This window comes from Vannielia sp. ABF1_015 (assembly GCF_056160745.1).
This window is the reverse complement of the sequence record NZ_JBSWXT010000004.1, coordinates 186,766-201,568: the sequence shown is the minus strand read 5'-3', so window position 1 is coordinate 201,568 and position 14,803 is coordinate 186,766. Positions and strand designations below refer to the sequence as shown.

General features: G+C 60.3%; 11 protein-coding genes and 2 pseudogenes. 4 read left to right on the top strand and 9 right to left on the bottom strand.

Going from position 1 to position 14,803, the window contains the following annotated elements; translation table 11 throughout:
• Positions 1-1,248: 1,248 nt before the first annotated feature.
• From ACXAG6_RS20070 to ACXAG6_RS20060, 3 genes are all read right to left on the bottom strand, one after another.
• Complete coding sequence (locus ACXAG6_RS20070) at positions 1,249-1,689, bottom strand: response regulator (RefSeq protein ID WP_475339719.1); 441 nt, start codon at positions 1,687-1,689, stop codon at positions 1,249-1,251.
• A 175-nt stretch (positions 1,690-1,864) separates the two neighbouring features.
• The gene (locus tag ACXAG6_RS20065) at positions 1,865-2,548 is read right to left on the bottom strand and encodes a hypothetical protein (RefSeq protein WP_475339718.1); all 684 of its coding nucleotides are present in this window, start codon (positions 2,546-2,548) and stop codon (positions 1,865-1,867) included.
• Positions 2,549-3,591: 1,043 nt separating this feature from the next.
• A complete protein-coding gene (locus ACXAG6_RS20060) occupies positions 3,592-3,975 on the bottom strand; it encodes a hypothetical protein (protein WP_475339717.1) in 384 nt (127 codons plus the stop codon).
• Between the two features lie 296 nt (positions 3,976-4,271).
• Here ACXAG6_RS20060 and ACXAG6_RS20055 point away from each other — a divergent pair, with 296 nt between their 5' ends.
• The 3 genes and pseudogenes from ACXAG6_RS20055 to ACXAG6_RS20045 form a co-directional block, all read left to right on the top strand.
• Entirely contained in the window at positions 4,272-6,239 is a 1,968-nt protein-coding gene (locus ACXAG6_RS20055) for a two-component system sensor histidine kinase NtrB (RefSeq protein ID WP_475339715.1), read from the top strand.
• 287 nt (positions 6,240-6,526) lie between these two features.
• A complete protein-coding gene (locus ACXAG6_RS20050; protein WP_475339714.1) occupies positions 6,527-7,201 on the top strand; it encodes a response regulator transcription factor in 675 nt (224 codons plus the stop codon).
• 65 nt (positions 7,202-7,266) lie between these two features.
• Positions 7,267-7,664, top strand: a pseudogene (locus ACXAG6_RS20045) (IS6 family transposase); the annotation flags it as partial.
• Positions 7,665-7,672: 8 nt separating this feature from the next.
• Here the strand turns inward: ACXAG6_RS20045 and ACXAG6_RS20040 are convergent.
• From ACXAG6_RS20040 to ACXAG6_RS20015, 6 genes and pseudogenes are all read right to left on the bottom strand, one after another.
• Positions 7,673-8,469 (bottom strand): IS5 family transposase gene (locus ACXAG6_RS20040; protein WP_475339713.1). Its coding sequence is split into 2 segments (ribosomal slippage): positions 7,673-8,109 and positions 8,109-8,469, totalling 798 coding nucleotides; the frame shifts between segments, so codons are not numbered across the junction.
• Positions 8,470-9,051: 582 nt separating this feature from the next.
• Positions 9,052-9,195, bottom strand: a pseudogene (locus ACXAG6_RS20035) (IS481 family transposase); the annotation flags it as partial.
• A 57-nt stretch (positions 9,196-9,252) separates the two neighbouring features.
• Complete coding sequence (locus tag ACXAG6_RS20030) at positions 9,253-10,239, bottom strand: glycosyltransferase (protein WP_475339712.1); 987 nt, start codon at positions 10,237-10,239, stop codon at positions 9,253-9,255.
• Positions 10,236-11,213 carry a glycosyltransferase family 2 protein gene (locus tag ACXAG6_RS20025; protein WP_475339711.1) on the bottom strand — a complete coding sequence of 326 codons (978 nt, stop codon included), beginning with the start codon at positions 11,211-11,213 and terminating at the stop codon, positions 10,236-10,238. The genes ACXAG6_RS20030 and ACXAG6_RS20025 overlap by 4 nt, the downstream gene beginning before the upstream one ends.
• A 23-nt stretch (positions 11,214-11,236) precedes the next feature.
• Positions 11,237-12,157, bottom strand: a complete 921-nt coding sequence (locus ACXAG6_RS20020; protein WP_475339710.1) for a glycosyltransferase family 2 protein — start codon at positions 12,155-12,157, stop codon at positions 11,237-11,239.
• 3 nt (positions 12,158-12,160) lie between these two features.
• A complete protein-coding gene (locus ACXAG6_RS20015; RefSeq protein WP_475339708.1) occupies positions 12,161-13,399 on the bottom strand; it encodes an oligosaccharide flippase family protein in 1,239 nt (412 codons plus the stop codon).
• A gap of 201 nt (positions 13,400-13,600) precedes the next feature.
• On the opposite strand from ACXAG6_RS20015, the gene ACXAG6_RS20010 reads away from it, so the two are divergent.
• Positions 13,601-14,800, top strand: a complete 1,200-nt coding sequence (locus ACXAG6_RS20010) for a polysaccharide biosynthesis/export family protein (protein WP_475339707.1) — start codon at positions 13,601-13,603, stop codon at positions 14,798-14,800.
• Positions 14,801-14,803 lie beyond the last annotated feature (3 nt).

Here is a 14,803-nt window from a genome sequence, read left to right as displayed (position 1 = left end):
AACGGATCGGACAAGACCGGAGCATCCCCGACGTGCTCCTACCTTCCAAAGAACGTCACGTGGGCCATCACAAACACCCAGCCGTGTCGCGCTTCTTTAGGCAAGGCCCACAAATCTGAGCTACCGCGACGAACTTCTGCATTGCCGCAGAGGTCTGTCCTTGCCGAGATAGTTCGCGAGCTTGGGCCTCCAGGATGCGAACTATTTCGCATGAAGTTTGGGGATGAGCGTTCTCCAAAACATGATCGAACATCTTGCCCTACTGCCTCCGAAAACATGCAGGAACCGCCGTATGTGCCCGCCTGCCCACGTTGCAGCACAGTTCCCTTCGAGGGCTAAAATGGGTCGGCGCCAACGGCCTCTCCGTCCGGCCACCGGACATGCCGGGCACAGTTGCGCGCTCGGTTTCAGAGGCTCTGACGAGCCTGTAATAGAAATGAAGCAATTTCTTCCCCAACTTCTGTACCACCCTCCGTTTTGGTGAGCGGTCGTTCCAGAACTCCGGGCCAGCAATCCCGGTTGATCACTCTTCTGCGATCGCTCCAGAGTTGTGGGCAAAATGCTTATTCATCAGTTAACTCTACAGTTGCGAAAACTGGATTATCGTAGCTCCAGATTGTTTTGGATTTGGGGCTGTGCAACACCGGGCTACTTGGCTGAAATCTACAGTGCGACTCTTGAGCTGACGTTGCCACGAACAAGCAGTACCCATCCGCGATATCAAGGTATCTGTCGAAAGTGCTGAATACAAAGCAGAATGTGTACTTCGCCTCCGATGCGCATGGAGTTGGTGAATCGCATGCTGACTGACTTCGTCGTTCGATAGCTCTTTGGGGATCACCGATGGAGCCCATCTTCACGCACCCCAATCCCAGCAGATCGTGTAGGCGTGCTTAAATAACTTCAATGAATTCTGAACGAAGATACCCAGGCTGTACGGCCTGCTTTCTCGAAGGAACCGGCAGTCGCTGATCGTGCAAGCAGAGCATATTCTTCCGAATCACGCTCTGCCCAAGACAAGTGATCTTCAGTCTGAGAGGACCGCGAATCTCTTGTCGACCGAGGTACTTCTGAACTCGTTGCTGCAGCTCATGGGTTTGCGACACTGATTGGGAGGGTCCGGAGGAATTGCCCCTATACGGGATATCGGCATTTTGGCCTGTCCCTTTGGCGCTGGCATCGGATCAAGGGGGAGATGTGTCCCAGCATGTGTCGGTGCCAGCTCATCAAATTCCCCGGACCGTCCCCCTAACATACTGGAGACGGCAGTTGCATGCCCCCAAGAAGCCGTAGTGCGGTGGCGAGGACCTTGACCAGGCGATGATCGCTGTGGGGCTTCAAAAGAACAATGTTTGCGCCTGCGGAGTTTGCTAGTTCCAGCCGGTGTGTCGCCTCAGAGCTTCCAAACACCATAACATAGTGGTGTTTACCACCTGGAAGCCGCCGTAGCCGCGTCAAGAACTCCACCGCGTCCATCTCGGAGAGCACAGAATCTAAGAAAATGATGTGAGGAATACGGCCGGAAGCGACCAGAGTGGCCTGTTCAAAGTAGGCCAGCGCTTCCTCGGACGTGAAATTGTGAACAGTTGAATGTGCCACATCCATCTCGGCCAAGAGACGCACGATTGATGGAGCGCCTGACATGGAGTTCTCGATGACGAGAAAAGTGGAACGTTGTTTGGAGCTCATATAGCCTCTTCTCTATCTGGCTGTACGACATCTTGTCGTGTCTCGGCGGCGGCCAGGAACGCCATGATCCGGGACTGAACAACGAGGGCTTAGAAGGAGATGGAGGCCTAAGCGCTCCTCACCGAAGACACCCTTCCTCTCGCTCCAAAGTAGCTTGCGACTGGAACGCCGCGGCTCATGGCACGGTATGATAGCTTTCGGGATAAACGCCCTGCGGAGGGCTATTGTCGTTGGCTGCACCGGTCGTACGATCTGTGGCTTCCGCTCCAAACGACGCGCAGCAAAGCTCGGCACCAGTCATCATGAAGCGACGGTGCAGTAGCCCAGAAACGATCCATCTGGACGGCTGGGTGTCATGAGTGGTCTTTCGCCTCGTCATCCAGAGCAACCCAAGTGCCAATCGGTTCCACAGGCCAAAGATGTGGTGAACGATCTCGTCCATCTGACCGATGGCCACTGGGCAGCCATAGCGTGCAAGGGAAACTAGCGGAAATGCATCAAAAGCATCGAGTATATGGCCCGTGAGGAACGCTGTGTGCTTCTGCTCAATGAATGGCGCCGCCTCCATGGGCACTTCCTCGCTATCCAGATTCTCGGCAAAGCACTGGGTCACCCCTTCGGCGAACGCGCCGTTGTTAGGGAACTTTCGCATTTGCCCCGACCATCGCTCTAAGGCGTGCTCAAAGACGTCAAATATGCCTGAGAAGCAGAGGACCTCATCCGCGCGATCGCCAAGCACTATGCTTCGCTTGATGCCAGTCGCGTCATCCAGATCGGACTGTCCGACAAGCAGGCGCGCCAACTGCTGCGCTTCCGCGGGGAGAATGGCCGTTCTCCAAGGATCAATCCAAGCGTGCATAATGTCCGAAAGCTCCCACGGTGTTGGCAAAGCTATAGAGGGACATGCTTTAGTATTTATGAATCCGGCGGACGCTCCGGCGGTGAGGTGAGGGCCCTAACCGCGAGCACAGTCCCCGGCTTAAAGTTGTTCACGAACTGCAATCCATATGCCACTGTACCCAACAGACCAATCCCAACCTCCAAGCTTCACACTTCCCGGAATTCGTTAGAGCCCGCGCGTTGATTGTAAGGTCTGATCCCGAGCGCCAAGTGCAAAGCGACTTGCTCAAGGTCTAGGCTCTCGCGCAGCAAGAACCGATCGACGGGCGACACAAGATCAGACAGTCGGGGAGGCGTGGGCCGCGCTTCGCGCTTGGGCTCAAATGCGCTTGATCGTATCTTCGCTTGTTCATCTTCTTCCGAGCCATATGCCGCAGACTTTGCTTGCCTTAGGATCTCGAATATCCGCTCCCTTGCAGGCCCTTTCTCAGGCAAACTGTCGTTCATCATAGTTCTCAAGCAGAAACCAGAAGCCATCGAGGTTCACATTAGTACTCGCAGGTTTAAGTTCGGCTTAATGCGAAATCTTGAATGAGTTTCGTAGTCGCAAAAGAAACCCTCAATCGTGGCTCCGTCGAAAGTCTCCGCGAAGGATTCATCTCGTGAAGCCAGCATAGTAGCTGGGGTGCCGAGCCGAATGGTGATACCCTTTGGCTCGGACGAGTGAAGGACAGGCTGAACGGCATCGACGCGACGGAAAGAGGCCAGCCTCGGTTTCGGGCGGCGACCAAGACCCTACAGAGAGTCACCGCAGGAAAGGTCGTCGTTTGTCGTTTTGACGGGGAAAGAAGCCATGACCGCTACGTTGGAACTTGCTATGTGGATGGCTCCGACGTGGCTGCTTCGGTGATCGCCAGTGTGTACGCTCTGAACTGTGCCCGGTTCTCTGGGGGGCGCTACCGTAGGTTTGAAACGTCAGACGCGCGTGGGTCATCCGGCAAGCGCCGTACCTCTGACTGCCTTTGGAGTATTCCAGTTTCCTCACGCCGGAGGTTGGCTTCATTACGCTCCCCTGAATGCAACAGGCGCCCCAGCCAGTTTTCGCAAGCCCCGCTTTAGTTTGCTCGCATCGCTCTGCTGGTCCGGCGCCCGCTCTGGCTCCCGAGCAGCCTGTGCTTTCAAGGTCCTGTCATGCATTGTGGTGCCCTGCCCATCATCGATGGTGTCAAGGCGAGCCGCCGATTCTGTCTTGATATGGATCGTCTGCTCAAGAACGCGGTTCAGCGCGTCGCGCGTGGAGGTAAACCCGCAGCGCTCCGCGTGGAGAATGCCGACAAGCAACTCAATCTGCGAGCTACAACTCAGCGCGGTGAGGAGCTCCTCTGAGAGCAGCTCAAGAGCATGCTCGGACGATCCGAAAATCTGGGATGTTACATCTTGTGCCATGTGGACCATTAATCCCTATAGATCGCGTTTGCCCACGTGTGTGAGCGTAAAGGGTTAACAACACCTTAATGGTTACCGCAAGGTAACCGGCGCTGGCATCAATTCGCCGACCACGCCCGCAATCACAGGCACTAGAAGGCGATCGTAACACCCGCTTGAGGTGATTTTATTCCAATCTCCATGTGAGTGTTAACTGCACGTTAACCATATCAACCCCTATAGTGTGGAATGGGAAGAAACACTGAGACCTACTAGATATGATTGTGCCAAGGTCATTGTGGTCAAGGAGCTTGTCGGTGCCAAAATTCGAGAGGCCTCAAACTCTGTTGGCCTTAGTCGCGGCCTTGATCGCGACCGTGGCGTTGCTAATGGGTTGGGTGATGGAAGTCGATGGATTTCGACGGATCTCGGACTCCTGGCCTGCCACAGTTCCCGAAACGGCCAGCGCGATGATGGCCGCCGGCGCCGCACTCCTTTTCTTGGACCGCAGCTCTGGCCCGTTTTCCCTGAGCTCTGCCTTAGCGCTTGTGTCGCTCGGCTTTGTCGCTTTCGGCACATACCTAACTTGGCGGGACGGTGTCGTTGTGACAGACGGAATGGCACCAAGTACATCCTTGACGCTGGGAGCGATCTCCTGCGGGATCCTGCTGCGTAGCTCTCAGGCAACTGCGGCTCAGATCCTGGCCATTGTGCTGAGCACGATGACAGCTCTGGTCACTGGTTTTGCTCTCCTTGGGTATATTTTCGATGCAGAAGCCCTGACAAGGCTTGCCAGCTTCAAACAGATGGGGCTTATCACGGGCCTAGGGGGCTTCTCCCTGTCCCTTTCGTTGATGTTCACAAACCGGGACAACGTAGTACTGCGTGGTCTGTTGGGCGCACGGATCGAGAGTCGGATAATCAGGGCCTACGCTGTTACGACAAGCATTCTTGTCTTGGCATGCTGCAAATACATGATGGCCTTGGTCTCGGCTGGATGGCTGTCGCCAAGTGTACGGATGACCATCCTTGTGACATTGCTCCTCACCACCATCGTCGGCGGCGCGTTGGCGATGGGGTATTTCGTGGAGCGCTTGGAGCAAAAGAAAATGAGACTGCGTGCGGTGGAAAAGGTTCTCGCGGACACGGACCATGCCAAGCAGCTTGCCAATACCCGCTCTGAGAACCTCCAAGTTTTGGGTCAGGTTGTTGCAGGCGTCGCCCATGACTTCAACAATGCAATGACTGCACTGCGCGGGAACCTTGAACTGCTTGAGATGGACCCTGCAAATAGCACCGATTATGCGAAAGAGGCCTTGGCCGCCGCAAACAGAGCCTCCGACATGGCGCAGCAACTCGTCAAATCCGGAAAGAAGAACACTAACCAGCCGAAGCCTCACTCTCTCGTTCCGATCGTAGAGCAGGTTCTGGGTATGTTCCGGCGCGTCGTACCGGCGAACATTGGCTTGGAGTTTGAAGCGCCCACCGAGCACATTCGGGATGTCGAGATTGATCCCACCTCCTTCGAGAGGGCGCTTCTGAACCTCTTGATTAACGCACAGCATGCGATCGAGAAAGGGAGATCGGGTGGCAAGATTACCGTTCGGGTTGCCACTCAGAGGATCTCGGAGAACAGCCCGGACGTTGGCAAGTGGGGCCCAACGTTCGTGCCAGGAACGTACACCGTGGTGAAGGTATGGGACGACGGATGCGGCATGAATGCAGATACCCTTGCCAATGCCGGCAAACCATACTTCACGACAAAGGGCGAAAACGCTGGAAGCGGTCTTGGCTTGGCGTCCGCAATAGGAATGTGCGAACAGGTCGGTGGCGCGCTGACGGTCAAGAGCAAACTCGGAATCGGCACGCAAGTCGCGATGCTCTTTCCGGCAGCATCCCTCAAAGGCGCGACTTCGGCGGACGACCTCAAGGTGCAGGACGAGGATCACATCCTACTTGTTTGCCATGACAATACCGCTGCAGAGAACTTGATCTACCAGCTTGAAGCCGCAGGGAGCGTTGTCGAATGGCAGAAAGATCCAATGGTGGCACTGGAAGGTCCAAATTCCGGCAGAGCACCGCATGCCGTCCTTATCGAACCGGATGGAATGGAAGGCATCTCCGGGAGAGACCTTGCCGCTCTATTCAGAAAAAGGTGGCCGGACTTGGACGTGACGGTGGTCGGTGAATCCAGGGAAGACCGCCAACTGGCCCGGTTGCAAAAAGTAGCTAATTCGGCTGCGCGAAGCCAGCTTGCCTTTGAGCGCGGCCTTCGAGACCAATGAGCCTTCCGATCGGCTGCTCGGCCGCATCTTAACTAATTGGAAGCATTGAAGGTGATCGAGACCTTTGGCAGCCGAAGCAAGCAATAGAAAACCCGCGTCGACGACATAGCTTTTTGTTGAAACTCAGCACTGCGGGACTATCCTTCTTGGTGAGACACTGTTCCGGGTTTAACGCGCCCATCACCGCAAGACTGTTCTTTTTGGATCCGTGTCTGACGCAAGAACGTACAGCGATTTGAGGGTGATATCCACTCGTCGTCGCGTACAGTACCTCTGGGGGAGCCGCGGTGAAAGTACTAGTTGTCGAAGATGACGCAAACGCCGCACGAATCCTGAAAAAAGGGCTCTGTGCCCATGGTCATGAGGTGGAATGTGCTGATGCCGTCGTAGAGGCCCTGCAGAAATTCGAAGTGGCCGCATGGGATGCGGTGTTCCTCGACCTTGTTCTACCAGATCAGAACGGCATGGATTTCCTTCGGGCGGTCAGAGCGAACGGCTCGCATCTTCCGATAATTGTGATCTCAGGATCTGACTCGCTCGAAGACAAAGTTGATGCACTGAGAGCCGGGGCAGACGACTATATCGTAAAGCCCTTCAGGCTGGATGAGTTGATCGCAAGATTGACTGTGGTCGCCAAGCGATCAATGCCACCGCCACCAGCGGACCGAGTATGTATCGAGGAATTGGTGCTCGACCTCCGAACTGGTCTCTTCTCCATTAGAGGCGAGACGATCAGGTTCCCGGACAAAGAGCGCGCTTTGCTGGAGCTATTGATCAGGAGACGGGGAAGGGTGGTCTCTAAAATGGCGATCCTTGACGAGCTCTACCAAGGTCGCGATGAACCGCAACGCAAAATCATCGATGTCTTCATCAGCAATATCAGACGCAGACTGAAAAATAGGGGGTTTGATGCCGGACGAATAACCACGGTCTGGGGGCAGGGATACGCGTTCAAGCCATAGTGGCAGGAGGCGGTGTCAGAGGGAATCCAGTTGAGCGGGGCAGGGCGCTCTCGTAGCGTTTCGGGATGACGAAAGACAACCCTTTCAAGTATTTCCGAACCTGTCGCGCGATCATCGGCCTCGCGGTCATGACGTACGTGCGTTTCCCGCTCTCGCTTCGCAATGTCGAGGATCTGCTGCACGAGCGACGTATAGACGTGGTTCATGAAGCTGCCCGGTTCTGGTGGAACAGGTTCGGACCGATGTTCGCTGCCGAGATCCGAAGATGTTCGCTGCCGAGATCCGAACACGTCGGATCGAAGGGATGAAGTCGAGCCTTCGGCGTTGGCATCTCGACAAGATGTTCGTGGAAATCAACGGGGAGCGGCACTACTTGTGGCGGGCGGTTGATCATAAAGGTGAGGTGCTCAAGAGCTTCGTGACCAAGACGCGGGATAAGATGGCCGGATTGAAATTTATTAGGCTCAGGACTCATAGCCAGTAGATGACGATAGCGGCGAGAGCGATGGCAGAGAGGAAGACCTTCGGGCATCGGTCGTAGCGCGTGGCAACGCGCCGCCAGTCCTTTTGCCTGCCGAACATGATCTCGATCCGGTTTCGGCGTTTGTAGCGGCGCTTGTCGTATTTGACGGTTGTGTTTCGCTGCTTCCGACCGGGGATGCAGGCACGTATCCCCTTGTCCTTCAAAGCTTCCCGGAACCAGTCGGCATCGTAGCCGCGATCTCCGAGCAGCCAGTCGACGTCCGGCAGACTGTCACAAAGCGCTCGCGCACCGATGTAGTCGCTGACCTGTCCAGCCGTGACGAAAAGGTTGAGCGGACGTCCCTGGCTGTCGCAGATGGCATGAAGTTTCGTATTCATGCCGCCTTTAGTCCGCCCGATCAGGCGGCCGCGCCCCCCTTTTTGACGCCCAGACTGGACGCCGTTCGGTGAGCCTTCAGATATGTGGCGTCCACTGCCCCGGCAGTTGAAACGCAGTTTCGATGAGAGGGGATCATCACGGTCTTCTTCTCGCCGTGCTCGGCAGCCAGCCCCGCCATCATCTTCGCGAAGATCCCCCTGTCGCTCCAGCGTTTCCACCGGTTGTAGAGCGTCTTGTGGGGGCCATAGTCTTTCGGCGCATCTCGCCAACGCAACCCATTGCGATTGATGAAGATAATCCCGCTCAAGACGCGCCGGTCATCGACACGCGGCTTGCCATGGGACTTCGGGAAATAGGGTTCCAGGCGCGCCATCTGCGCATCGCTCAGCCAGAAGAGATCAGACATATCACCGCTCAGTTTTCGCGCTGTGAATCATGCCCTTCCGCTGAGATCAATGGGTCCTGAGCCTAGGAACTCGGTAAGGTTTGAGGACGAGGTCCGGGAAAGAGTACATCGATCTATTGATTGGCGCTCTTGGGGTTAATTGGCCGCGCAATTTACAAGCAGGATGGTCAAGTTGTTCGCGCGTGCGGCGAATGTCTCCTTCGGCGAGCCGCACCGCAGCGTAGCGATGATCGAGCGAAAGGCCGCTCTGGGCCGTAAGCAGGCACGGTGCACCCGGTGTGGTAGGAAGTGTGGTATGTTCTCAGATGATAGCTTAATAATTTTTGAAAAACAGTAATATACGTCGGAACTATTGCGGACTTCGTCTCCGCCACTTGCCCCCGCGAAAGCGTTCTCCCGATCCGGCTGTAGCCAGATTTTCTCGTTGTTTTCGAGGGTTATGCGGGAGGGGCTGAGCGCTGGAGTTGGCAGCTAGCAGCCAAACAGCGTTCTCTGCCGACGACATTCTCTGAACCTATTGACTGCGGCGAGTTGGCGAAATTTCTACAACACGCTGAAATGATTTAGGTTTTTTCTGATCGTCGTCTGTCGTTTACGCCACTTTGCAACCGTCTTTGTATTGATCCCCAGCTCCCGGCTCAGCGTCGCGAGCGAAGCTTGCGAGCGCTGTTTTGCTGCTCTGACGGCGTGCGTGGTCGCGGCGCCTTCGTGACGAACTTGTCCCATAATGCTTCCTTCCAAGCTTGAGAAAGGATCACACCATCAAACCTTGGGATCGAACACCTAAAGCGGGACCTCGGCGACGAGTTTTTTCCAAGCCTCAAGGAACCTTTCTTCAAGTTGCGAGACGAACATCGGTTCGGGAACGGGGGGCTGCTCTGCGCCTGCTGCGACCTCTTGTATCAACTGGGCCCATGCGGAGCCTGTGCGCTCCTCAGCCACGTGCGCTCCGAGGGGCAGGTGGTCGGTCAGACCGTCTACGCCTTGGACCAGCAGAGCGCGTCCTGCGGCGCGGGCTTCGATTGCGACAAGGCCGTAAGCTTCCCAGCGGGAGGGCATGGCGACGGCATCGACCGCGGCGAAGGCGTCGCAAGGGTTGACGGCCCGGCCCTTGAAGACGATGCGCTCATCACCAGCAGCGAGTGAGCGGAGCCGCGCCTCCTCGGGGCCCTCGCCGTATATGTGAAGGGAAAGGTCCGGCTCCGGGATCGTGCGAAAGGCGGCAATCAGCGTGTCGAAGCCCTTTTGAGGGTCGAGCCGGCCGATGGCGCAGAAGGTGCGGATGGGGCCGGAGCGCCGGGGCAGGGCGCGGAAGGCCGAAAGGTCGACGCAGGAGGGTATGATGGCGAGGCGGCCCGGGTTGACGGCGCCGCTGCGGGTGAGCCATTCGCCTTGGGCCTTGCTTACAGCAACCACCCGATCGAAAAGGCGGTAGGCGGTTCGGAGGAGGAGAGCGAAGCGACCCTTGCGTCGGACGCATTGGGCCACGAAACCCTCGGTGTAGCTGTGCTCGACATGGACCAGCCGGGCGCGGGGGTTCAGCAGCCGGAGCAGCGCCAGCATGGGCAAGGTGCGCCAGCTCACCGCGAGGTGAGAGACGATCATATCCGCATCAAGACGGCCAAGGCGCAGGCCGCCACGAGGCACCTGGCGCAGCGTGTGATCGGCCTGTTCAGCCAACTCGGATGAGGTGACGAGGTAATCGAGCACGCGCATGACGCCGCCAGCGGTTGCGTCGTCGACGAGATGGAGGATGCGGGGGCGGGTCATCGGGAGGGCTCGTTGGTGAGTGTGGCGGGCTTTCGGCGGGTGCCGATCAGGCGAAGCAAGTGAGCCGCCGCGAGGGTGGTGAGGGTCTTGCCGGGCTCCTCGAGCAGCGGCAGGCGGGAGTTGGAGAGCGCAGCGCGGATCAGCCGTTGCGCCCGCTCGCCATCAAGGTCGGAGACCGCGCGGCGCGCGAGGTAGCGCAGCTGGTAGGCACGGGCGGCGGAGGTGTTGATCTCGAAGAAGGCCGGGTTAAGGGGCGTAAGCTTCTCCACCATTCGTTCCCAGGCGGCCAGTTGGCGCTCGGTATTGGCCGACAGGCCGCCCCCGTTGATGCGATAGCGTGTGAGCTGCCCCTCGATGCCCTCGAAGCGCCAAGCGGTGGAGAGCGCGATACGCAGCCAGCACTCGATATCTTCCGACTGACGGAAGGTTTCGTCGAAAAACCATGTACGACCGGGCTCTTGGCGGGGCGCGTAGCCGATCTCGTCGAAGACGGCGCGGCGGATCACCGGGGCAGAGCCGTTGCCAACCGGGTTGCGCTTGAAAATCAAGCTGGCGTCGACGCCGGTGAGGCGTGGACGCTGGACGGTGTGGAGGGGGCGAGAGGCCTCGTCGATCAGGGCGGAGCCGGAGTAGCTAACGCCGACCTGCGGATTGGCGGCTAGGTGGGCCGCGTGACGGGCCAGTTTTTCGGGGTGCCAGAGGTCATCGGCGTCACAGAATCCGATCACCTCGCCCCGCGCCGAGTGGATACCGGTGTTGCGGGCTCCGGCGAGGCCTCGGTTGGCTTGGCGGACAATTCGCACACGGGCATCGCGGGCAAAGCGGCGAGCGATCATCGGGGTGCGGTCGGTTGAGCCGTCGTCGACCACGATGATCTCGAAGTCCGGGTGGGTCTGGGCGAGCAGCGCGGTCAGGGTTTCCGCGAGGGTGGCCTCGACGTTGAAGGCGGGGACGATGATGGAGGCGAGGGTCATGGGCGGGCCTTTCTGGCGAGCGATCAAGAGAAGAGGGCGCGGCGCAGGGGGCGCGGCAGGACGGGGGCGAGGGCGGCCCCGGCGAGGGTGAGCGCGCCGCGGCGGGCGGGTGAGAAGAAGCCTGCGGGGCTATGGCGGAGGCCGGCCAAGGCGTGGCGCAGGGCCTCACGCGGATCGCCCCCAAGCCGCAGGGCGCGGCGGGCGAGATAGCGGGCGTGGATGGCGTGGCTCTCCTCATCCGGTTCAAAGCCGTAGCGTGCGGCGGTCTCCAGTGCCGTGGCACGGCCTGCGGCCATGGCGTCGAGGTCGGTTGAGAGCCCGCCAGAACTGGTGCGGTAGAAGGTGTGAAGCGCGGGCAGGCCGATGACCGGGGCGCCGTCACCCACCAGCCGGATCAGCCACTCGAGGTCTTCGTTGTGAACCATTGCGCTGTCAAACCCGCCGGTCGCGGCGAAGGTCTCGCGCCGGACCGAGAGATTGGACATGGTGCAAACCGGGTTTTCGCCCAGCAGCATCGGGATGGTTAGCGGCCCGGCGGGCACGGTGGAGCGCACGCGGCTGTCGCCGGGCGCGTGACGGAAAAACTCGATCTGGCCGTAGACCGCGTCGATTGCTTCGTCGTCGAAGGCCTCCACGACCTGCGCCAGTTTCTCCGGGTGCCAGAGGTCATCGGCATCGCAGAAGGCCACCAGCGGCGCGGTGGCGTGGCGGAGAACACCGGCATTGCGGGCCACGCTGGGGCCTTTTCCGAGGTTGGCGACTTGGCGGATGCGCGGATCTTGCCATGCGGCGGAGCGCACGAGGGTCATGGTGGCATCGGTCGAACCGTCGTCGATGCAGATGGCCTCCCAGTCGGCAAAGCTCTGGCGCAGCAGGCTTTCGAGCGTCGCGAGGATGGTCGCCTCGGCGTTGTAGCAGGGGATGACGATGGAGATGGCAGGCATGGGTCAGACCTTTGCGAGGTGGGGGCGGGCGAAGGCCGCGCGGAGGGCGGGAAGTGAGGCCAGCACCATTACCACCGTGGCGGTAAGCGCGTAGCCGGTGGCGACGGGCAGCAGGCCGAAGGGGGCGAGGGCGGCGGTGTTGAGCATGAGCGCGGCGGTCATCAGCGCGGTCACGCGGAACTCGGCCCCTGCGCGGCCCTGCGCCCGCATCCAGCCGGCGGCGGCGGCCCAGAGGGTTGTGGGGATGGCGACAAGGCAGAGGATCGACACGATCTGGGGCAGCTCCTCCCAGCCGGCGCCGAGCAGCAGCGGCACGTAGACCGGGGCCAGCAGCGCCTGCGCCAGCACGGCGGGGGTGATAAGGCCGAGGGCCAGCACCATCGCCTGCCGCAGTGCCTGCGCCCGGTCGGTGCTGGTGCAGAGGTGCGGGAAGAGCACGGTGGAGAAGGCAGTGGAAAAGGAGGTGGCAAGGCTGAGGCCCGCGTTGAAGGCCATGAAGTAAAGGCCCAGTGCCTCGGCGCCCATGAGCGTGCCGACGATCAGCTTGTCGGCCTGCATGCGCAGCGCCTTGACCAGCTCCACCCCGAGCACCGCTGCGCCGAAACGAGCGAAAGGCGCGAGCGGGGCCCGGGGGGCGGACGGGTCGGGTGACCAGGGGTGCAGGCGGCGCATGGCCACGAGCCAGAAGGGCGCGGTAAGCAGGCGCGGCAGGATCAGCGCCAGCGCCGAGGGCCAGGCCAGTGCCAGCGCCGCCGACATGAGGTTGGCTGCCACGATCTGGCCGCCCGAGATGGCCGCGGTCTGGCGCAGCTTGCCCGAGCGCATGGCCAGCGCCGTCTGCACCAATCCGCCTGGCATGAAGAGGTATTCACCGGCCAGTAGCAGGATCAGCAGCAAGAGGGTGAGGCTGCCGCCCACCGCATAGAGCGCGAGGCCTACCGCCGATTGCAGCACGAAGAGGCCGAGGCACCACGCCCAGAAGATTCGGTGGGCGGTAGCGCAGGTGGCCTCCAGCTCGTCCTCGCGCGCGGCGATGATGCGCTGGCCGACGCCGTTCTCGGTGAGCGATTTCAGGATGTCGGCAGCAGCAAGAGCCGCCGCCGCCACACCGATCTGCTCGAGATCGAGCGTTCGGGCGACGGCGACGACCACCAACAGCCGCGAGACCTTGGCCGCAACCTCCGACGCCCCATAGGCGAGGAGGTTGTGCACGATACGAGATGTTCCGTGAGTGGTAAGCATCTTTCTGGTCCCTTGGCGGTTGGTAACCAAGGTCTATGCCAGCAGCACCACGCAGTCTTGCGCGCCCAAGGCGAGGTGAAAGGCGCAACAGTTGTGCATCATATCCCAACGGATAGGGTGCACGCGCCCGACGCTCTCTCGACCGGGGCGAGGGAAAGATTTAACAATCATTCAACCGCAGGCGACAAGGCGAAAGCAGTGATGGTGCAGGTATTCAAGTCTTCCACGGCGCTCGTTGCCGCGCTGGCTCTTGCGGGCTGCGCCGCGCTCGATGCGCCCGACAACCTCGAACCGGTTGCTGCGGGCGATGCCTATCAGGCGCAGTATCGCCAGCCCGATGTCAGCCGGGATGAGGCGCAGTTTCTCCGGTCGGCCACCATCAACGCCCAAAAGTGCCGCGCCCCGCGTGGCGGTGCAGGCGGCAAGGGTAGCGGCGTGGCGGCGGCCTCGGCGCTGCGAGGCGAGCGGCTCACCCGCAACGATCTCGTGAATATTCGCGTGGGCGATGACGAAACCTTCAATGGCGATTACGTGGTTTCCCGCGACGGCACGCTGAAGCTGCCCTTCCTTGCGCCGATCCGGGCGCAGGGGCGGCTGACCTCGCAGGTCGAGGCCGACATAGCCCGCCAGCTCCTTGCCGGAGATTTCTTTGCCGACACCCCGCGCATCTCGGTGCGCGTGGCCGACTTTGCCTCGGTGACCGTGGGCGTCTCGGGCGCGGTCTTCGAGCCGCGTGCGGTGGAAATCGGCGGCGTGCCCGGCGACCAGGTCGACAGCCGTCGCCAGCAGGCGCTGGGTGCCTCGACCGAGGGGCGCAACCTCTCCGCCGCGCTGCGCGCGGCGGGCGGCGTGCGGCCCGATGCCGATATTTCTGCCATCGAGGTGCGCCGTGGCGGCACGCTTTACACGCTCGACATGCGCGGCGTGTTTGAAGGGCAGAACGCGGTCGATATCATGCTGCTCACCGGCGATGAGGTGAAGGTGCCGAGCCGGGGCTGCTTTCAGGAGGACCTGATGCGCCCCAGCCCGATCAGCCCGCCGGGGATTTCGCTGTTCCTGTCCAACCTGACCCAGCCCGCCACCGGCAACGCGCCCTCGGCCATCGGGCGCGAGACCCGCGAGGTGCCCTATGGCACCCGCTACCTGCAGGCGGTGGTGAACACCAACTGCGTGGGCGGAGCGCGGGCGACCAGTGCCAACCGCTCCTCGGTGCTGTTCTCGCGCAACCCGATCACCAAGGTTTCGGTCGTGATAGAGCGCGATATCGAGAACCTGCTGCGCCGGGCCGACCGGGATGACTACGACCCCTTCCTGCTGCCCGGCGACTCCATCGCCTGCTATGACAGCACGGTCACCAACGTGGGCGAGATCGGGCGGGTGCTGGGGCTGCTCCGGCCCTGAGCC